The 20232-nt window shown below is 70.3% G+C and carries 16 protein-coding genes; 10 read left to right on the top strand and 6 right to left on the bottom strand.

Going from position 1 to position 20232, the window contains the following annotated elements:
• Positions 1 to 139: 139 nt before the first annotated feature.
• From OG257_RS03825 to OG257_RS03790, 8 genes are all read left to right on the top strand, one after another.
• Positions 140 to 1297, top strand: coding sequence for an acyl-CoA dehydrogenase family protein (locus tag OG257_RS03825; protein WP_329204719.1), 1158 nt, complete (start codon positions 140 to 142; stop codon positions 1295 to 1297).
• Between the two features lie 38 nt (positions 1298 to 1335).
• On the top strand, positions 1336 to 2100 hold the full coding sequence (locus OG257_RS03820) for an SDR family NAD(P)-dependent oxidoreductase (RefSeq protein WP_329204717.1): 765 nt from the start codon (positions 1336 to 1338) through the stop codon (positions 2098 to 2100).
• Between the two features lie 30 nt (positions 2101 to 2130).
• Complete coding sequence (gene fabG / locus OG257_RS03815) at positions 2131 to 2898, top strand: 3-oxoacyl-ACP reductase FabG (protein ID WP_329204715.1); 768 nt, start codon at positions 2131 to 2133, stop codon at positions 2896 to 2898.
• A gap of 80 nt (positions 2899 to 2978) precedes the next feature.
• Positions 2979 to 4523, top strand: a complete 1545-nt coding sequence (locus tag OG257_RS03810) for an AMP-binding protein (RefSeq protein ID WP_329204713.1) — start codon at positions 2979 to 2981, stop codon at positions 4521 to 4523.
• 69 nt (positions 4524 to 4592) lie between these two features.
• A complete protein-coding gene (locus OG257_RS03805) occupies positions 4593 to 5375 on the top strand; it encodes an enoyl-CoA hydratase/isomerase family protein (protein ID WP_329204711.1) in 783 nt (260 codons plus the stop codon).
• A 28-nt stretch (positions 5376 to 5403) separates the two neighbouring features.
• Positions 5404 to 6525, top strand: a complete 1122-nt coding sequence (locus OG257_RS03800) for an acyl-CoA dehydrogenase family protein (RefSeq protein WP_329204709.1) — start codon at positions 5404 to 5406, stop codon at positions 6523 to 6525.
• Positions 6522 to 7502, top strand: a complete 981-nt coding sequence (locus OG257_RS03795) for an acyl-CoA dehydrogenase family protein (RefSeq protein WP_329204707.1) — start codon at positions 6522 to 6524, stop codon at positions 7500 to 7502. The genes OG257_RS03800 and OG257_RS03795 overlap by 4 nt, the downstream gene beginning before the upstream one ends.
• Positions 7503 to 7528: 26 nt before the next feature.
• A complete protein-coding gene (locus tag OG257_RS03790; RefSeq protein ID WP_329204706.1) occupies positions 7529 to 9397 on the top strand; it encodes an alkyl/aryl-sulfatase in 1869 nt (622 codons plus the stop codon).
• Between the two features lie 180 nt (positions 9398 to 9577).
• Here OG257_RS03790 and OG257_RS03785 read toward each other — a convergent pair whose 3' ends face one another.
• The 5 genes from OG257_RS03785 to OG257_RS03765 all read right to left on the bottom strand — a co-directional run bounded on the left by OG257_RS03785 (position 9578) and on the right by OG257_RS03765 (position 15498).
• The gene (locus OG257_RS03785) at positions 9578 to 11278 is read right to left on the bottom strand and encodes a class I adenylate-forming enzyme family protein (RefSeq protein WP_329204705.1); all 1701 of its coding nucleotides are present in this window, start codon (positions 11276 to 11278) and stop codon (positions 9578 to 9580) included.
• 120 nt (positions 11279 to 11398) lie between these two features.
• Complete coding sequence (locus OG257_RS03780; protein WP_329204703.1) at positions 11399 to 12163, bottom strand: crotonase/enoyl-CoA hydratase family protein; 765 nt, start codon at positions 12161 to 12163, stop codon at positions 11399 to 11401.
• 49 nt (positions 12164 to 12212) lie between these two features.
• On the bottom strand, positions 12213 to 13127 hold the full coding sequence (locus tag OG257_RS03775) for an acyl-CoA thioesterase (RefSeq protein ID WP_329204701.1): 915 nt from the start codon (positions 13125 to 13127) through the stop codon (positions 12213 to 12215).
• A 12-nt stretch (positions 13128 to 13139) separates the two neighbouring features.
• Positions 13140 to 14306 carry a thiolase family protein gene (locus OG257_RS03770; RefSeq protein WP_329204699.1) on the bottom strand — a complete coding sequence of 389 codons (1167 nt, stop codon included), beginning with the start codon at positions 14304 to 14306 and terminating at the stop codon, positions 13140 to 13142.
• 34 nt (positions 14307 to 14340) lie between these two features.
• Complete coding sequence (locus tag OG257_RS03765; RefSeq protein ID WP_329204697.1) at positions 14341 to 15498, bottom strand: acyl-CoA dehydrogenase family protein; 1158 nt, start codon at positions 15496 to 15498, stop codon at positions 14341 to 14343.
• 595 nt (positions 15499 to 16093) lie between these two features.
• Here OG257_RS03765 and OG257_RS03760 point away from each other — a divergent pair.
• Both OG257_RS03760 and OG257_RS03755 read left to right on the top strand, forming a co-directional pair.
• The gene (locus OG257_RS03760) at positions 16094 to 17794 is read left to right on the top strand and encodes a class I adenylate-forming enzyme family protein (RefSeq protein WP_329204696.1); all 1701 of its coding nucleotides are present in this window, start codon (positions 16094 to 16096) and stop codon (positions 17792 to 17794) included.
• A gap of 381 nt (positions 17795 to 18175) precedes the next feature.
• Positions 18176 to 19168, top strand: a complete 993-nt coding sequence (locus OG257_RS03755) for an esterase/lipase family protein (RefSeq protein WP_329204694.1) — start codon at positions 18176 to 18178, stop codon at positions 19166 to 19168.
• A 113-nt stretch (positions 19169 to 19281) separates the two neighbouring features.
• Here OG257_RS03755 and OG257_RS03750 read toward each other — a convergent pair whose 3' ends face one another.
• On the bottom strand, positions 19282 to 20196 hold the full coding sequence (locus OG257_RS03750) for an acyl-CoA thioesterase (RefSeq protein WP_329204692.1): 915 nt from the start codon (positions 20194 to 20196) through the stop codon (positions 19282 to 19284).
• Positions 20197 to 20232: the final 36 nt, after the last annotated feature.

The following is a 20232-nucleotide window of genomic DNA, read 5'->3' as shown; positions in this document are numbered from 1 at the left end:
TCCTGGTAGCGGGGGTGAGGGTCACCATTAAGTTATTTCAAGCTAACCCATACGTCCACGGGTCGTCATCCCTTGACAGTATGCCTATGAGGGTATGAAAGTGAACCCCGGCTAACCCGAGATGCAGAAAGAGGCAGGCATGCCGCGCACGGTATTCAACGAGGAGCACGAGGCCTTCCGGGCGGTGGTCAAGGAGTTCCTGGCCAAGGAGGCGGTCCCGCACCTGCAGGACTGGGTGGCGGCCAAGGCCGTCTCGCGCGACTTCTACCGCAAGCTCGGCGAGCTCGGCATCCTCGGTATCGAGGTTCCCGAGGAGTACGGCGGCGGCGCCGAGACCGGCCACCACTTCGGTGCCGTCTTCGCGGAGGAGGTCGCCCGGGCCGGAGCCACGGTCGGCACCGCGATGACGCACGCCAACATCATCCTGCCGTACCTGCTGCACTTCGGGACCGAGGAGCAGAAGCGGCGCTGGGTCCCCGGCTGCGTGTCCGGCGACACCATGCTCTCCATCGCGATGACGGAACCCGGTACCGGTTCGGACCTGGCCGGCATCCGGACCTCGGCGAAGCTCTCCGGCGACGGAACCCACTACGTCCTGAACGGCGCCAAGACCTTCATCACCGGCGGCACGCAGTGCGACCTGGTCCTCGTGGTCTGCCGCACGTCGCCCGCCCCCGCGGAGAACCGACGCAAGGGCCTGTCCATCCTGGTCGTCGACACGCGGAGCGAGGGCTTCGCGGTGGGCCGCAGTCTGGACAAGATCGGCCTGCACGCCTCCGACACCGCGGAGCTGTCCTTCTCCGACGTGAAGGTGCCCGTCGAGAACCTGCTCGGCGTGGAGGGCGAAGGCTTCTTCTGCCTGGGCAGGAACCTCGCACGCGAGCGCCTCGTGATCGCGGTCCAGGCCGCTGCCGCCGCCGATGCCGCTGTCCGCTTCGCCAAGGAGTACACGCAGGACCGCCAGGTCTTCGGGAAGCCGGTGTCGTCCTTCCAGAGCACCAAGTTCGTGCTCGCCGAATGCGCCACCGAGGTCGAGGCGGCCCGCCTGATGGCGTACGAGGCGCTGGAGCGCGACGCGCAGGGCGAGCTGTCCGCGGACTACGCGGCGATGGCGAAGCTGCAGTGCACCGAGACCGCCGGCCGCGTCATCGACAAGTGCCTCCAGCTGCACGGCGGTTACGGCTACATGCTCGAGTACCCGATCGCGCGCCTGTACGCCGACACCCGTGTCATGCGGATCTACGGCGGTACCAGCGAGGTCATGAAGACCATCATCGCCAAGTCCATCGGCCTCTGACCGCACCGCGCGGAAGAGCGGAAGAACAGGAAGCAAGCATGCAGATCAACGGAGTTTCCGCCGTCGTCACCGGCGGCGCGTCCGGCCTCGGACTGGCCACCGCCACGCGTCTCGTCGAGCAGGGCGCGCACGTCGTCCTGCTCGACCTGCCCACCTCCGCCGGCGAGCAGGTCGCCAAGGAGCTGGGCGAGCGCGCACACTTCGTCGCCGGTGACGTCCGCAGCGCCGACGACGCCGCCCGCGCCGTGGCCACCGCGGCGGCCCAGGCCCCGCTGCGCATCACCGTCAACTGCGCGGGCCTCGGCAAGGGCGGCCGTACGGTCAAGCGCGACGGAACGGCGTACACCCTGGAGGACTTCGAGTTCGTCGTCGGCGTCAACCTGATCGGCACCTTCAACGTGCTGCGCCTCGCAGCCGCCGAGATGTCGAAGACCGAAGAGGTCGACGGCGAGCGCGGTGTCATCATCAACACCGCCTCCGCGGCGGCGTTCGAGGGCCAGATCGGCCAGTGCGCCTACTCCGCCTCCAAGGGCGGCATCGTCGGCATGACCCTGCCGATCGCCCGCGACCTGGCCGCCGCCCGGATCCGCGTGATGACCATCGCCCCCGGCCTCTTCTCCACCCCGCTGCTGAACAAGAAGCCGCAGGAGTTCCTCGACGCGCTCGGTGCGCAGGTACCGCACCCCTCACGCCTCGGCGACCCGTCCGAGTACGCACACCTGGCGACGTCGATCATCGAGAACCCGATGCTGAACGGCGAGACCATCCGCCTCGACGGCGCCATCCGTATGGCACCCAAGTAGATCCCCGACCACGGCCGAAAGGAGACAACTGTGCCTGAGAACACGACACTTCAGCGGGTGGCCATCGTCACAGGCGCCGCCCGGGGCATCGGCGCGGCGACCGCCGTCCGGCTCGCGCGTGACGGCTTCGCCGTCGCCGTGTTCGACCTGGACGAGGCCGCGGGTGCCCGTACCGTCGAGACCATCGAGAAGGAGGGCGGCCGCGCCCTCGCTGTCGGCTGCGACGTCTCGGACGCCGATCAGGTCGAGGCGGGCGTCGCCAGGGCCGCTGCCGAACTCGGCGCCCCCGCAGCGCTGGTGAACAACGCAGGCATCCTCCGCGACAACCTGATCTTCAAGATGACCCCGCAGGAATTCGACGCCGTCATCGGCGTCCATCTGCGCGGTGCCTTCCTGATGGCGAAGGCCTGCCAGACGTACATGGTCGACGCCAGGTGGGGACGCATCGTCAACATGTCGTCCGCGGCCGCGCTCGGCAACCGGGGCCAGTCCAACTACTCCTCGGCCAAGGCGGGGTTGCAGGCTCTCACCAAGACCCTGGCCATCGAGCTCGGCCCCTTCGGTGTCACCTCCAACTGCGTCGCACCCGGCTTCATCGCCACCGAGATGACGGAGGCCACCGCCGAGCGGATGGGCATCACCTTCGAGGAGTTCACCGACCGGTACGCACGGAGCATCCCGGTCCGTCGCGGCGGCCGTCCCGAGGACATCGCCCAGGCGGTCTCCTTCTTCGCGCGCGAGGAGGCCGGCTTCGTCTCCGGCCAGGTCCTCTATGTGGCGGGTGGCCCCAAGGGCTGACACCCGACGCCGGGTGCGGACGCGCCCTGTCCGCCCCGCACCGCCGCATCCTCTGCCAATGACGAGGGAGGGACTCCTTCATGGGCCTGCACCTGCCCGACGCCATCCGCCTGCACGCACGTGAGCGCGGCACGTCCGCCGCGCTGACTTGCGGGAGCAGCACCGTCACCTACACCGAGCTCGACACCCGCTCCAACCGCATCGCCCGCGCGCTCCTCGCCACCACCCCCGCAGGCTCCCGGATCGGCTTCCTCGCCCGCACCCGTAACGAAGCGGGCGAGATCCTGGTCGGCGCCGCCAAGGCCGGACTGGTGACTGTACCGCTGAACTGGCGCCTCGCCGCAGCCGAGTTGACCGCCGTGGCTCAGGACGCCGAACTGCAGGTCCTGCTCGTCGAGCCGGAGTTCCGGGATGCGGCCGACGCCGTCCGCCGGGCCATGCCCGGACTGAGCCTGGTCGCCATCGGCCCGTCGGACGACGAGGACGTACCCGCGTACGAGACCTGGCTCGCCGCCCACCCCGACGACGACCCCGGCCGGGGTACGGCCGCCGACGCAGACGAGGTCTTCCTCCAGATCTACACCTCCGGCACCACCGGTCTCCCCAAGGGCGTCCTGCTCACCCACGGCAACTTCTACGCCGACGGGACCGAGCTGGAGGAGTACCTCTGGGAAGCGCAGTCGGTGGCGCTCAACGCCCTGCCGATGTTCCACATCGGCGGCCTCGGCTGGCTGCGCGTCGCGCTCACCGCCGGGGCCAACAGCCTGATGTTCCCCGACTTCACCCCCGAGGCGGCCGCCCGGACCATCGAGCGTGAAGGCGTCACCCACGCCTTCCTCGTCCCCTCGGTGCTCCACATGCTCACCGAGCTCCCGGGGATCGAGAAGCGTGACTTCTCCCGCCTCACGCTCATCACCTACGGCTCCGCGCCCATCACCCCAGCCCTGCTGCGCCGCTCGATGGCGCTCTTCGCCTGCCACTTCATGGGCAAGTACGGACTGACCGAGGGCGGCGGCACCGTCACCCAGCTGCCGCCGGAGGACCACGAGGCCGACGGACCCCGGCAGTACCTCCTCACGTGCGTGGGCAGGCCCCGCCGCGGAGTCGACGTCGTGATCGCGGACCCGGTGACCGGCAGCCCCCTCCCGGCCGGGACGCCGGGGGAGATCCGCATCCGCTCCCGGCACAACTCGCCCGGGTACTGGAACAGAGCCGAGGAGAACGCGGCGCTGTACGACGCCGAGGGACTGCTCCGCACCGGGGACGGCGGATACCTCGACGAGGACGGCTACCTGTTCCTCACCGACCGGATCAAGGACATGATCGTGAGCGGCGGCGAGAACGTCTATCCCGCCGAGGTCGAAGCCGCGCTCGCAGAACACGCGGCGGTCTCCGAGGTCGCGGTCATCGGCGTCCCGCACGAGGTCTGGGGCGAGGCCGTCACCGCCGTGGTCGTGCTGCGCCACGGCGCCGACCGCCCCACGGGGCAGGAGCTCATCGACTTCACGCGCGAGCGGATCGCCTCGTACAAGAAGCCCCGGCAGGTGCACTTCGTCGACGCACTGCCCCGCAACCCCAACGGCAAGGTCCTCAAGCGCGAGCTGCGGGCCGGCATCAAGAACTGACTCCGGACGAGAAGTCTCCAGCCGAGAAGTCTCCGGCAGGAAAGCCTCCAGCGAAGAAGGGGGACGGCGATGGCCGATCTCGAATACACGGTCCGCGACGGCATCGCGACCGTCCTGCTCAACCGCCCCGAGCGCAAGAACGCGTTCACCATCCCCATGGTGCACACCTGGGCCGACGCCCTGGTGGAGGCCCAGCGCGACCCGGAGGTGCGGGTCATCGTCGTCACCGGTGCGGGCGGTTCGTTCTGCTCAGGCGTCGACCTCTCGGCCTTCAAGGGGGAGGAGAGGCCGCCGCTGGGGGAGAAGGAGCTGCTGACCCAGAACGTGCACCGGGTCGCCCTCGCCCTGGAGGACATCGACAAGCCGGTGATCGCCGCTGTCGCCGGTCCGGCCGTGGGCGCGGGCATGGACATGGCTCTCCTGTGCGACCTGCGTTTCGCCGGCCGCAGCGCCCGGTTCTCCGAGGGGTACATCAAGGTCGGTCTGGTCCCCGGCGACGGCGGTTGCTGGCTGCTTCCCCGGGCGGTCGGCACCTCCACCGCACTGCGGATGCTGTGGACCGGCGACTTCGTCGGCGCCGACGAGGCACTGCGGATCGGTCTGGTCGACGAGGTGCACGAGGACGAGGACCTGATGGACGCGGTGTACGCGTACGCCGCACGGCTCGCGGAACGCCCGCCGGTCGCGATCCGCACCATCAAGCGCGCCGTCCGCCAGGGAGCCCGCCACGACCTGCGGACCGCACTCGACCTGATCTCGTCCCACATGGCCGTGATCACCTCGACCCAGGACTCGCAGGAGGCCTTCGAGGCCTTCCAGGAGAAGCGCCCCGGCGTCTTCACCGGCCGCTGACCTCACCTGTTACGCCCGAAAGGCCATCATGGACCACTCCCCAGGAACGGACTCCTGCGCCGAGCTGCGCGACCGGGTCCGCCGGCTCACCACCGAATGGCGGGACGCCGGACGCTACACCCCCCGCAGTGACTCCTGGCTGCGCTCCTTCGACCTGGAGTTCAGCAAGGAACTCGCGGCGCGCGGGCTCATCGCGATGACCTACCCGAAGGAATTCGGCGGCGCCGGCCGTACGAACGTCGAACGGCTCGCCGTCACCGAGGAGTTGCTGCGGGCCGGGGCTCCGGTCGCCGCGCACTGGATCGGGGACCGGCAGATCGGTCCGGCGATCCTCCGGCACGGTTCGCGCGAACTCCAGGAAGAGATCGTGCCGAGGATCGCCTCGGGCGATGCGGTGTTCTGCCTGGGCATGAGCGAGCCCGAGGCAGGTTCCGACCTCGCGTCGGTGCGGACCACAGCGGAGCAGGTCGAGGGCGGCTGGCTGGTCAACGGCCACAAGATCTGGACCACGCAGGCCCACCACGCCACCCACGCCTACCTGTTGGCCCGGACCGCACGCACGGAACGCAAGCACGACGGGCTCTCCGAGTTCATCCTGGACATGGATGCCGAGGGTGTGTCGGTCACCCCGATCGTCGACCTGGCCGGAGAGCACCACTTCAACGAGGTGCGCTTCGAGAACGTCTTCGTCCCCGCACACCGCGTGGTCGGCGAAGTCGGCAACGGCTGGCGGCAGGTCGTGGAACAGCTCTCCTTCGAGCGCGGCGGAGCCGAGCGCTCGCTCTCCAGCTACCCCGTCCTCGTCGAGCTGATCACCGAAGCAGCCCGGCAGGCCGACGACCGGGAACTGCACGCGCTGCTCGGCTCGTTGGTGGCACGCCTCGCGGTGCTGCGCCGGCTCTGCTTCGAAGTGGCGAGTGCCATGGACGCGGGCCAGGCCCCTGTCCAGCAGGCAGCGGCCCTCAAGTACCTGGGCAACGCCTTCGAGCACGACGTGATCGAGGCGCTCCGCCGCACCGACCTGTGCCAGGAACCCGCCGTCGACAGCGGGTTCGGGCAGGCACTCCTCGCCTCCCCTGCCTTCAGCCTGCGCGGCGGCGCCGCCGAGGTGCTGCTCTCCCTCATCGCCCGACAGGAGGCCCGTTCATGAGCCAGTACGCCGACGAACTGAGGAACCTGGTCGACGACCTGGCCGCCTCCGGCAACCCGGACCTGTGGGGGAGCCTGGGCGATCTCGGCCTGCCACGGGTCGGCATTCCTGAGGACAGGGGCGGCTCCGGCGGTTCCCTCGACGACCTCCTCGTGGTGGTCGAGTCGCTCGCTGGACACGGCACCGACGTACCGGTCGTAGAGGCGTCCACCGCCGACTGGGTGCTCAGCCACGCGCATGCACTCGACGCGGACCTGACCACAGTCCTGCTTCTCGACGAGGCGCCCGACGTGTCGTCCGGCACCCTCACCGCCGAGCTGAACGCCGTACCGTGGGCCCGCGACGCCGCCCGCCTCGTGCTGTGCGCGCCGCACGCGGCGCCGTTGGTGGCCGAACTGTGCGACGCTTCGGTGACCGTCCGGAACGTCCAGAACATCGCTGGGGAACCCCGCGACACCGTGGTCCTGTCGGGCACGCCCGTCACGGCCGTCGAGGGCGGTCCCTCACATGCGGAGGTGCGCGAACGCCTCGCCCTCCTCCGGTCGGCGGCCGTGCTCGGTGCCGCCAAGGGTGCGTACCGGCTCACCAGGACGTACGTATCGGAGCGCGAGCAATTCGGTGCGCCCCTGCTCAGGATCCCGGCCGTGGCCGGCAACCTGGCCCGGATGCGGGTGCACCTCGTGCAGGCCGATGCCGCCCTGGCCCTGGCCCGCGAGGCCGAACCGTTCAGCGGTGCCGTCGACATCGTGCGCATCACCACAGCGGCCGCCGCCACCGAGATCGCCCAGATCGCCCACCAGTTGCACGGCGCGATGGGTATCACCGAGGAGTATCCGCTGCACCGCCTCACACGCCGACTGTGGTCCTGGCGCGACGCGGTGGCGAGCGAGCGCCGCTGGGCGGAGAGCCTGGGACGCCGTGCGGCGGAGGCCGGCGAGACCGGGGTCTGGACCCGGCTCACCGCCACAGGCCGATGACCGCCAACCGTCAGGAACGAGTAGCGATGACTTCCACTCCCGAACTCGACTGGAACGACACCACCGACCGGACCAACGCCACCCGCGGCCTGATCGACAAGCTGGAGCCCTGCGTCGTACGCAACGAAGCGGGCCGGGTGGTCTGGGACAACGACCGCTGGGACTTCCTGAACAAGGAGGAGTGCCCCGCGACGGTGAACCCGAGCCTATGGCGGCAGAGCGGCCTCAACACGGCGCAGGGGCTCTTCGAGGTCGTACCCGGCGTCTACCAGGTGCGCGGCCTCGACGTCTCCAACATGACGATCATCGAGGGCGCGACGGGACTGGTCGTCGTCGACCCGCTGACGTCCAAGGAGGTCGCCGCCGAGGCTCTCGGGCTGTACACCCGCAACCGCGGCGAGCGCCCCGTCAAGGCCGTGATCTACACGCACAGCCACGGCGACCACTTCGGCGGCGTCCTCGGCGTCACCACCAAGGCGGCGGTCGACGCGGGGGAGTGCACGGTCGTCGCCCCCGACGAATTCATGCACCACGCCGTCAGCGAGAACGTCTTCGCCGGCCCCGCGATGCTGCGCCGCGCCGTCTACATGTACGGCCGCTCACTGCCGGTCGGCGCCGAGGCATCGGTCGGCTTCGGCCTGGGCCAGGCCCTGTCCACCGGCACCGTCGGCCTCATCGCGCCCACCGAGTCCGTCACCGGCACCGGCCAGGAGCTCGTGATCGACGGTGTGCGGCTGTTCTTCCAGCTGGTGCCGGACACCGAGGCGCCCTCGGAGATGAACTTCTACCTGCCCGACCACCGCGTCCTCCTCATTGCCGAGAACGTCAACCACTCGCTGCACAACGTCCTCACCCTGCGTGGCGCCCAGGTCCGCGACGCCCACGCCTGGGCGTCGTACATCACCGAGTCCATCCAGCTCTTCCAGGACGCCGAGGTCCTCATCGGGTCCCACAACTGGCCGACCTGGGGCAAGGACGAGGTGACGCGGATGCTCACCGAGCAGCGCGACGCCTACGCCTACATCCACGACCAGACGGTGCGGCTGATGAACCAGGGGCTGACCGGCGCCGAGATCGCCGAGGAGATCCAGTCCTTCCCCGGCGAGCTGGGCAAGTCCTGGAGCGTACGCGGCTACTACGGCTCGATCAGCCACAACGTCAAGGCGGTCTACCAGCGCTACATGGGCTGGTACGACGGCAACCCGGCGCACCTGTGGCAGCACCCGCCGGCCGAGCAGGCCGCGCGGTACGTCAGGGCCATCGGCGGCGCGGACGCCACGGTCGCCTCGGCCCGCCAGGCGTTCGATTCCGGCGACCTGCGCTGGGCCGCCGAACTCCTCAACCACGTCCTGTTCGCCGAGCCGGAGCACGCCGCGGCCCGCGAACTGCAGATCGCCACCTACGAGCAGCTCGGTTTCGCCCAGGAGAACGGCACCTGGCGCAACATCTACCTCACCGGCGCCAAGGAGCTCCGCGAGGCCGGCCGGGACAGGCCCCGGACCGGAGCCCCGGGCAAGGAGAGCGTCGACATGCTGGCGGCTCTCGACACCGGTCAGATCTTCCAGTCGATGGCGGTACGTATCGACGGGCCCCGGGCGTCGGCCCACCGACTGCTGCTGCGCTGGGAGTTCACCGACTCCGATGAAATCTGGACCCTTCTCGTCGGCAACGGCGTACTCACCCCGATGCGGGGCGAGGCGCCGGGCGGGGAACGCCCCCAGCTGACCCTGCGTCTGGAGCGCGCCACGCTCGATCTGATCCTTGCCCAGCACACCTCCTTCGCGGACGCGACAGGTTCCGGCGCCGTGACGACCGAGGGCGATGTCGGCGTGCTCGCGACGTTCTTCGGCCTGTTGGAGAGCCCGAAGCGCCACTTCCCGATCGTGCTGCCGTAACGCTCGCACTCACCGGCACCGGGGCCCACACCAAGTGGGCCCCGGTGTTTTGTCGTCCCCAGGACCGACCCCTGGAACGGCCGGCCGGAAGAGGGAACGCGGAGCGGCGGGGCCGGGCGGAGTGGTCACTCCGCCCGGCCCCGCCGGGACTTCTGTCCGGGAACCGGTCCCGGCCGTGTCTCAGGAGTCGGTCGCCCGCCTGCGCAGCTCCGTCTTGAGGATCTTTCCCGTCGCCGAGAGCGGCAGCTCGTCCACGATCACCACATCGCGGATCCGCTGGTACGGGGCGACACGCGCAGCGACGTACGCCATCAGCTCGTCGGCGGTCGCTGCGGGATCCGCAGCGTCCGTTCCGGCCTTCACGGAGACGAAGGCGACCGGGATCTCGCCGTGCTCGGGGTGCGGCCGGCCCACGACGGACGCCTGGGCGACCGCCGGGTGCTCGCGAAGGATGTTCTCCAGCGGGCCGGGATACACGTTGTACCCCTTGTAGATCAGCATGTCCTTCGCCCGGCCGACCAACGACAGCCAGCCCTGCTCGTCGAGTGTGCCGAGGTCGCCCGTACGCAGCCAGCCGTCGACGTACTGCCCCGCGGTGAGTTCGGGGTGGCCGAGGTAGCCGGCCGTGACCTGCGGGCCCCGGACCCAGACCTCACCCTTCTCACCGGGGGCCAGTGCGGTGACGCCGTCCAGTTCACGGATCTCGAGCGATGTGTCGAACAGGGCCAGACCGATGGCGCCCTCAGGACGCGGCATCGCACGGTCCAGCGGGCTGATGGCGACGCCCATGGTGGCCTCCGTCAGGCCGTAGCCGTCACTGACGATCGCGCGGGGGAAGACCTCGGCGAGTTCCGCGGTCGCCGCCGGGTTGATGGGCGCCGAGCCGCTGCTGACCAGGCGCACGCACGACAGGTCGCGTTCGCGCACAGCCGGTACGGCGAGGATGGCGTGGCACAGGGCCGGGGAGCCCGTGATGGCGTGGACGCCCAGCTCCTCGACGGTGTCCAGGTAGCGGACCGCGTCGAAGCGGCCGAACACGACCATCGTGAGCCCGGCGGCGGCGAAGATGCTCTGGCTGACCATGCCCATGCCGTGGAACAGGGGGGCGATGGAGACACCGGTGGCGGTGCCGATCGGGATGTGGTGTTCGGTCCTCGCCTCGGGCACATGACGCAGAATGATGCGGCCCTGCGCGTCCGTGGACGGGACGGCGGCGCTGCGCCAGCACGCCACCTGGAGCACATTCCTGATCAGGTTGCGGTGCAGCACCATGACGGCCTTCGGCACGCCTGTGGTGCCGCCGGTGAACGCGAGATGCGCGACCGCGTCACCGTCCACCGCGGTCGCCGGCGCCGCCTCGGCCTTCATCAGATCGTCGAACGCGACCGTGGTGACCGGCAGGGGGACCGGTGCGCCGGCGGGAGCCGGGGCTGCCGCCGTCGCCCCCGCGAGGGAAGCGAGTCGGACCGTCGGGGAACCCTGGAGTGCCTCCGACATCTGCGCCGCGACCGAAGGGTGGGTGACGACCGCGACCGCGCCGGAGTCGTCGAGCTGGCGGCGCAGGGCGAGGGGCGGCTGCGTGGGGTTGACCGGGACCACGGCGGCGCCGGCCAACAGGATTCCGTAGTACGAGACCGTGAACCAGATCGAGTTGGGCATATGGACGGCGACGGCTTCGCCCGGGACGATGCCCCGCTCACGCAGCCCCTGGGCCACGCGCAGAGCGCGCTCGTGCAGCTCCGCGAAGGTCAGCCGCACCTCGCCGTCCACCAGCGCGGCGCGGTCGGGGTAGGCGTGGGCGGAACCTGCGAGCAGATCCGCGACCGTGCCGTCGGGGTAGTCGAGGGTGCGGGGCATACCTGTGGGCCAGGTGGTCGTCATGGCGGAACTCCCTTGTTCAGACATGCCCGAGGATTGCCTCGGGACTGTAGCTGTGGTTCACCCCGGTGCCGTGGAGCTCGACGATGCGTCGCACTGGGGAGTGGAGAGGCGGCGCACCCCTCAGCCGGTGCCCCAGACGGGAGCCCGCTTCTCGGCGAACGCACGCGCGCCCTCCTTGGCGTCCGCCGACGCGAAGACAGGGGCGCAGGCGGCACGGTTGCGGTCCCAGGCCTCCCCGGCCGTCCAGTCGGCCGACTCCACCACGATCCCCTTGCTGGCGCGCACCGCCAGCGGGCCGTTGGCGGCGATCTCCTTCGCGAGGGCCAGGGCCCCCTCCAGCGCCCCGCCCTGCGCGGTCAGTTCATTGACCATGCCGAGCTCGTAGGCGCGTTCGGCACTCAGGAGGGCGCCTGTCAGCGAGTACTGCATGGCCACGTTGTACGGGATCTTCCGGGGCAGGCGCACCAGGCCGCCGCCGGCCGCGATCAGGCCGCGCTTGGTCTCGGGGAGGCCGAATCTCGCCGTCCCCGCGGCGACGATCATGTCGCAGGCCAGCGCCAGTTCCGTGCCGCCGCCGAGCGCGTACCCCTCGACCGCCGCGATCAGCGGTTTGGCCGGCGGGGTCTCGGTGATCCCGCAGAAGCCGCGGCCGGGGATGCCGGAGCGTTCTCCGGCGGCCAGCGCCTTGAGGTCCGCGCCGGCGCAGAAGCTGCCGCCGGCGCCGGTGATCACGCCGACGACGAGGTCGTCGCGGGCGTCGAGTTCGTCGATGGCCTCGGCAACGGCGTCAGCCACCGCGCGGTTGACGGCGTTGCGGGCCTCGGGACGGTTGATCGTCACGACGGCGATGCCGTCCGCGAACGAGGTGAGGACCAGATCGGACATGGGGGTTCCTTCATTCAGGCGTTGAGAGGCGGGGAAGGGGCGGGAGGTCTCAGGGGCCTGCCGTCCGCGACGGGCGCACCACGGTCTCCTGCACCACATGGGCGATCAGCCTGCCGTCGAGGCTCCATACGTCCGCGAAGGCGAGGCCGCGCCCGTCCCCCGCGGTGGGACTGCGCTGGGCGAAGAGCATCCACTCGTCGGCGCGGAAGGGCCGGTGGTACCAGAGGGCGTGGTCGAGGGAGGTGAGGAAGACGGACGGCGGCTCGGTGCGCACCATCCGGGGCCGGTCGGTCATCAGCGCGGTGGCAGGAGCGAGGAACAGGTCGGAGGCGTACGCCAGGGCGCAGGCATGCAGCATCGGGTCGTCGGGCAGCCGTTCGACCGACCGCATCCAGAGCTTCTGCTCCGTCAGCCCGGGCGTGGGCTCGGCGGGGCCGGGTACGTAGCGCATCTCCAGGACCCTGCGGAACTCGGCCCGGGCGTAGTCCTCCGGGTTGTTCCGCGCCCAGGTCGCGTAGACGTCGGGGAGAGCGCCCGGGTCGGGTGTCTCCGGCATGGTCGTCTGGCGGTCCGCGGTCCGTTCCCGTGCCTTGAAGGACGCGGAGAGGGTGAAGACGATCTCGCCGCCCTGGAGGGCGGTGACCCGGCGCGACAGATAGGACGCCCCGTCCCGTACCCGCTCCACGGAGTACACCAGGGGGTGCGCCGTGTCGCCCGCGCGCAGAAAGTAGCCGTGCAGCGAGTGCACGACCCGGTCCTCGGGTACGGTCCGGCCCGCGGCCGTGAGTGCCTGGGCGGCCACCTGGCCACCGAAGGCGCGCAGCGGGATGCCGTCGTGGCACCAGCCGCGGAACAGGTCGCGGTCCAGTTGCTCCAGGCTCAGGAATCCGCCGAAGAAGTCCTCGCCCGGGGGCCGGCGCGGATCACTCCGGGGCGGGGCGGGTGCTACGGGCAGGGTGGGCATGGCGCGCCGTTCTCAGAGGAGTTCGAGGATGGTGGCGTTGGCCATGCCGCCGCCCTCGCACATGGACTGCAGGCCGTAGCGGATGCCGTTGTCGCGCATGTGGTGGACCAGAGTCGTCATGATGCGGGCGCCCGAACCGCCGATGGGGTGGCCGATGGCCATCGCACCCCCGTTGGGATTCAGACGTTCGTAGTCGGCACCCGTCTCGCGGAGCCAGGCCAGGGAGACGGACGCGAACGCCTCGTTGATCTCGTAGACGCCGATGTCGTCGATCGACAGTCCGGCCTTCCGCAGCGCCTTGGCCGTGGCCGGGATGGGTCCCTTGAGCATGGTGACCGGGTCCGTACCGGTGACCACCGCGGTGTGGATCCGGGCCATGGGGGTCCAGCCCCGGGCCCTGGCAATCTCGCTGGTCGTGACCAGGAGCGCGCCGGTGCCGTCGGAGACCTGCGAAGCGTTGCCGGCGGTGATGCTGCCGTCCTCGCGGAAGGCGGGCTTGAGGCCCGCGAGCTTCTCGAGAGTGGAGCCGCGGCGTATGCCCTCGTCCTGGTCGAAGACGCGCGTGGAGCCGTCTTCGTCAGTGACCGTGATCGGGGCGATCTGGCTCTTGAAACGGCCCTCGTCGGTGGCTTCGGCGGCGCGGGCGTGGGAGTCCAGGCCGTGCTGGTCCATCTCGGTGCGGGTGATGCCGTACTCGTCGGCGATCAGCTGGGCGCCCGTGCCCTGGTTGAAGCGGACGCCGTCGTAGCGGTCCCAGACGTCCGGGCCGAAGGGCTCGCCGAAGGTGCCGTCACCCCGGGTGGTGCCCAGCGGGAGCCTGCTCATGATCTCGACCCCACCGGCGACGGCGATGTCGTACTGGCCGGAGACGACACCGGCGGCGGCCTGGTGCACGGCCTGCTGGGACGAGCCGCACTGACGGTCGACGGTCAGCCCGGGGACGGTCTCGGGCCAGCCGGCGGCCAGGACCGAGGCACGGCCGACGCAGCCGGCCTGCATGCCGACACCGGAGGCACATCCCCAGATCACGTCGTCGACGAGCGCGGGGTCGAGACCGGTGCGCTCGGCGAGGGCCTTGAGGACGTGGGCGGAGAGGGAGGCGGAGTGCAACAGGGAGAGCGAGCCGCCCTTCTTGCCGACAGCGGTGCGTACGGCGTCGACGATGACTGCGTCGCGCATGGGGTCCTCCTGGGGAGAAGTGGGGAGAACGGGCTCAGAGCCCGAGGTCCTTGGCGATGATCGTCTTCATGACCTCGCTGGTCCCGGCGTAGATCCGGTTCACGCGGGTGTCCGCGTAGAGGCGGGCGATCGGATACTCGAGCATGTAGCCGTAACCGCCGTGCAGCTGAAGGCATTTGTCGATGACCCGGCCCGCGACCTCGGTGCAGAAGAGTTTGGCCTTGGCGGCGTCGGCCGGAGTCAGCTCACCCGCCGCGTGTGCGACGAGGGCGCGGTCGACGAAGGACTGCGCGGCCTCGACCTCGGCGGCGCACTCGGCGAGCACGAATTTGGTGTTCTGGAAGGCCGCGACCGGCTTGCCGAAGACCTGGCGCTCACGCACATACCGGGTGGCGAAGCCGATCGCCCCGGCCGCGTTGGCGTAGGCACCGATGGCCGCGCCGAGGCGCTCCACCACGAGATTGTGCGTGAGGTAGGTGAAGGCCGCCCCCTCCTCACCGAGGAGGTTCTCCACGGGGACTTCGACCTCCGTGAAGGACAACTCGGCGGTGTCCTGCGCGCGCAGACCGATCTTGTCCAGCTTGCGCCCCACGGCGAAGCCCTCGGACGCCGTGTCCACGCACAGGATCGACAGCCCGGCCCGCCGGTTCGCGGGGTCGTACGCGGCCGTGCGGCAGACGACCAGGATCAGGTCCGCCTGCGCACCCCCGGTGATGAAGGTCTTGGCGCCGTCGAGGAGGTAGTGGGTCCCGTCGTCGGAGAGCCGGGCGCGGGTGGCGATGCCGGCGAGGTCGGAACCGGTGCCGGGCTCGGTCATGGCGATGGCGGTCATCGTCTCGCCGGAGAGGAAGCCGGGCAGCCAGCGCCGCTTCTGCTCCTCGCTGCCGAATTCGAGCAGATAGGGCAGGACCAGACAGGTGTGTACCGACTCGGCGCCGAAGCCGACGCCCGCGCGCCCGCACTCCTCGCGCAGCACGGCCTGGTAGGTGAAGTCGGTGACGCCCGCGCCGCCGTACTCCTCGGGCACGTTGATGCCGAAGATCCCCAGCTCGCCGAGCCTGCGGTACAGGTCGCGCGGGACGTGCCCCTGCTTCTCCCAGTCGGCGTAGTGGGGGACCACCTCGTCGGAGATGAACTCCCGGATGGTCGTCCGGAATGCCTCGTGGTCCTTGGTGAACACGCTGCGACGCACGGTGACGGTTCCTTCCTCGCATGCCCGGCGCGCTCGCCAGACGACGCCTAAGTTAATCCTCAATAACCACGGTGTCCAGGCTTGTGGGGTGATCGGAGGAGGCGAATATCGAGTTAGCCCAAAATAACTTACTGGCCGTGGTGGCAGTTAGGTGGCTTGAACTTGTCCGTGAGGGAAGTGCTCAGAAATATTCACTTGTGACGACTCCCGGCAGGCCGCTGTCCGGGCTCACCGGCCGAAGCGGACGCCGGGAGCGTACGGATCAGGCGAGGGCCTCCGGAGTGCGTGCGGGCGGCGCGGGGGAGTGCCGCGCCGGGGAATCGGAATCCGCCGTGCCGATGCGTGAACGTGTGTGCCGTCCCATGAGCCGTCGACTGTGTTGTGAGCGGGCACAGGTGTCCCGACGTCGGGGTGGTAGGCCCGTCCGCGGCGCTGGTCACACCTGGACAGTGAGGTTATTGACGCTTAACTTAACCGCCACTTGACCAAGTGGATGCCGCTGGCATGCGCCTCCGCGTCGGCTGTGCCCCGTGCACTTGTCCGACGGCTTCCGGTCCGCAGTCATCCCAGAGGCGCCAGAAACACAGGAGTTCCCATGAGCAGAGCGTGGCCGAAGAACATGCCCCTGTCCCTGGACTACCCGGACGCCGGCATCGACCGGATCGTGGCCGGCGCCGCCCGGGCCTTCCCCGAGCGGACAGCCGTGCGTGACGGCAAGGAGACGCTGACCTTTCGGGAGCTGTACGACCGGGCGCTGCGCGTGGCGAACGGCCTGCGTGGGCGCGGCATCGTCCCGGGCGATGTCATCGCCCTGCACATGCCCAACTCGCTCTGGTACGTCGTGGCGTACTACGGCGCGATCTGCGCCGGCGCGACGGTGGCGCCGGTGAATCCCGCTCAGCCGGCCGGCATCCTCGCCGAGCAGCTCGCGGACGTCGGCGCCACGGCAGTCGTCACGCACCCGGCCTGCGCCGCCGCGCTGACAGAAGCCGATGCGCCCGGCGTGCGGTTCGTGGTGCACGCGCCGGGCACCGCGACGGCCCCGGCCCCGCCCGCCGCGCAGGACGCCGCCCGGGGTGCCGTTCCCCTCACGGACCTGCTGACGGCCGAACCGCTCACCGGCTTCACCGCGGATCCCGAGCAGATCGCCCACCTGCAGCTGACCGGAGGAACCACCGGCCGGTCCAAGGCCGTACGGGTGCTGCATCGCAACGTGGTGGCCAACGTCCTTCAGGTGTCCTGTCTGCGTGCCGCGGCCCTCCCGGCGCGCGACGACGAGGGAGGCATCGTCGTGCGGCCCGTGCCCGAGGCGGTCAACGCCTACGCCCTGCCGGTCGGGGAAGGCGCCACGATCGCCATCGCCCCGCTGTTCCACGGAATGGGACTGGTCACCCAGACCGTCAACATGATCCTGGGGCAGACGACCGTCATGGTCGCCGGCTTCAACCCCGACGCGTTCCTGGCCGACGTCGAATCCCACGGGGTCACGGCGATCACCGGCTCCCCGGCGATGTACTACGCCCTGCTCGGTAGCCCGTCCATCGGCAAGCACGACTTCTCCCGCGTCCTGATGGTCGTCTCCGGAGCGGCGCCCATCGACAGCACGGCGCTGCACCGGCTCGCCGGAGTGTTCCCCAACGCGCTGGTCTGCGAAGGCTATGGACTCACCGAGGTCAGCATGGGCGCCGTGGGGGCGCCGCCCAATCCGACCGTCCAGACGCCGGTGGGCAGCGTCGGTATCGCAGCGTTCGACACCCGTGTCGAGATCCGCAGCGCGGACGGCGCCACCGTCCTGGACGCCGGGGACACCGGCGAGGTGTGGCTGCACGGCCCGCAGGTCGCCGACGGATACCACGGGGAACCCGGCCTGACGGCAGAGCAGTTCGTCGACGGCTGGCTGCGCACCGGCGACATGGGACGCCTCGACGAGCACGGTCATCTGTTCCTCGTCGGGCGCGCCAAGGACATGATCATCTACAAGGGGTACAACGTCTATCCGCAGCCGTTGGAGGACATCCTCTGCAGCCACCCGGCCGTGGCGCAGGCTGCGGTCGTAGGCGCGCCGAGCGAGAGCGCGGGGGAGATCCCGGCCGCCTTCGTCGTGCTGCGGGCCGGCGCCGGGCCGGTGGACGGGCTCGCCGAAGAACTCATGGCGTACGCCGCGGAGAGGGTCGCTCCCTACCAGAAGGTCCGCAGCCTGCAGTTCGTCGATTCCCTGCCGCTCACACCCACGGGCAAGATCCTCAAGAGCGAGCTGCGCGACCGCCTTGCCGTGTCAGGGCAGTCGGCCCGCTGACGCGCACCGGCACGGCTCCGCGGGGGCTCCGGTACGGGAACACCGTGCCTCCGGTACGGGAACACCGTGCCGGAGCCGTCTCGCGGCGTCGGATCCGCGCGCGTACGCCTTGCGGGACGGGGCTGATCGACCGAGCCCGGCGGCGCAGTGAAGCCCCCGGGATGTGACGGGCTGCACACAGCCGCGCCACGCGTTGTGACCGGCCACACGAAGTCTGCCGGGGACGGTCCGGTCGTGCGCGGAGCCTTGTCCGACCCGCACGGAACCGTGAACGTGAGCCACCGATCCGATCCCCGTTTGCCAGGTGGACGGATGGACCCCCTTTCCGAGCCGCAGGCCGTGCGCGGACATCCGCGAACGGCCATTCGCCAAGGAGACACCGTGATCAGACACCGGCAGGCACCCCACCGGCACCTGCGGATTCGCGCCTTCGTCGCCGCCCTGGTGGGCGTGGCCCTCGCCGCGCTGCTCGGCCCGGGCTCGCCGGCTGCTGCCGCCGCCGACGGCCCGCCGCTGAACACCCCGGTCGCCACGCTCGACGCAGCCGTGCGCTGCCCCTCGCCCTTCCAGCACCCGGACCGTGAGCCCGTACTGCTGGTCCACGGCACCAGTTCGACCTACGACGAGAGCTGGGGCTGGGGCTACTTGCCGGCCTTGCGCAACGCGGGCTACGACGTCTGCGGCGTCACCCTGCCCAACAGGTCGATGGGCGACATCCAGAATTCCAGCGAGTACGTGGTCCACGCCATCGACAGGATTCAGGCTGCCACCGGGCGCAAGGTCGACGTCATCGGCCACAGTCAGGGCAACATGCAGATCCGCTGGGCGCTCAAGTGGTGGCCCGGTCTGCAGACCAAGGTCGACGACGCGGTCCTCCTCGCCAACCCCGGCCACGGAATCGGGGGCGGCAACCTCTTCTGCGCCATCCCGTGCGCGCCGGCGCTCCACCAGTTCAGCCTCGGCTCCCACTTCCTCGCCGCACTCAACACGGGGGACGAGACACCGGGCCCGGTCTCCTACACGAACCTCTACAGCTACACCGACGAAGCGATCGTGCCTGTCACGACCGCGCCTGTGAACGGTGCCAGGAACATATCGATGCAGAGCGTGTGCCCCGGTCGCATCGTCACCCACTTCGGCTTCCTGTACGACTCCGTCGTCTACCGGACGGTCGTGGACGCGCTGTCCCATTCCGGTACGGCCGAACCGGGCAGGCTGCCGTTCGGCAAGTGCCTCGACGTCAACCTCCCCGGTGTCTCGGTCGCCGAGGCGACGGCGGCCACCGCGGTCGCAGCCGCCAACATGAGCGCTGAACTCCTCAGCGCCTCGAAGGTCTGGGCCGAGCCGTCGCTGCGGTCCTACGCCACACCCTGACCGCCCCTGCCCAAGGGCGAACGGTCCTGTGCAGCTTGGCGGCCCAGGACCGCTTCAGTCGGGACGGGGATGCGGCACGACACGACGGTCTCGGGGTAGCGGCCCGGGAACGGTCAGGAAGTCGACGGGCGGGCTGTGCGCAGCACCGTCTCCTGGACGACGGAGGCGACCAGACGGCCGTCCCGGCTCCAGAAGTCGCCGTACGCAAGACCACGACCGTCCCCCGCGGTGGGGCTGCGCTGGACGACGAGCAGCCACTCGTCGGCGCGGAAGGGGCGGTGGAACCAGATGGCGTGGTCCAGCGACGTGAGGAACACGGTGGACGCCTTGGGGCGCAGCACCCAGGGAAGCTCCAGGTGCAGCGCGGCAGAGGGGGCCAGGAGAAGGTCCGACGCATAGGCGAGGCCGCAGGCGTGCAGCATCGGCTCGTCCGGCAGGGGGTGTGCCGATTTCACCCACAGGCACTGCTGGGTGCTCCCTTCGGGCACGGGGCCCGGAGAGGGGGCGACGCGCACGGAAAGGGCCTTGGTGAACTCGCCCCCATCGTGCTTCTCCGGAGCTTCCCTCCATACGGAGGCGAACGCGTCGGGCAGTTCCTCGGGCGGCGTGACCTGCGGCATCGTGAGATTCCGGTCGCCGGCGCCGCCCGTACCCTCGGGAAGCTTGAAGGAGGCGGAGAGGCTGAAGATCGCCTCGCCGCGCTGGACGGCCGTCACCCGCCGGGAGACGTAGCTGCGGCCGTCCCGCAGCCGCTCCACCTGGTAGACGATCGGGCTGCGGGTGTCGCCTGCCCGCAGGAAGTATCCGTGCAGGGAGTGGACGCGCAGCCCCGCCTCGACGGTGTGCCCGGCAGCCGTCAGGGCCTGCCCGGCGACCTGCCCGCCGAAGGCCCGAAGACGCGCGCCCTCATGGCACCAGCCTCGGAACATGTCGCGTTCGATGCGTTCGAGGCTGAGGAAACCCACGAGATCCCTGCCGAACGCGTCGGGGACGGGCACGGGGGTGGGGGCGGGGGTGTGAGGCTGCACGTGGTTCTCCCAGGGATCACTGGCGGGGGAGCGCAT

Source organism: Streptomyces sp. NBC_00683, from assembly GCF_036226745.1.
Lineage (GTDB): Bacteria > Actinomycetota > Actinomycetes > Streptomycetales > Streptomycetaceae > Streptomyces.
Note: the sequence above shows the minus strand (reverse complement) of the source record. Positions and strands in the feature narration are given on the sequence as shown.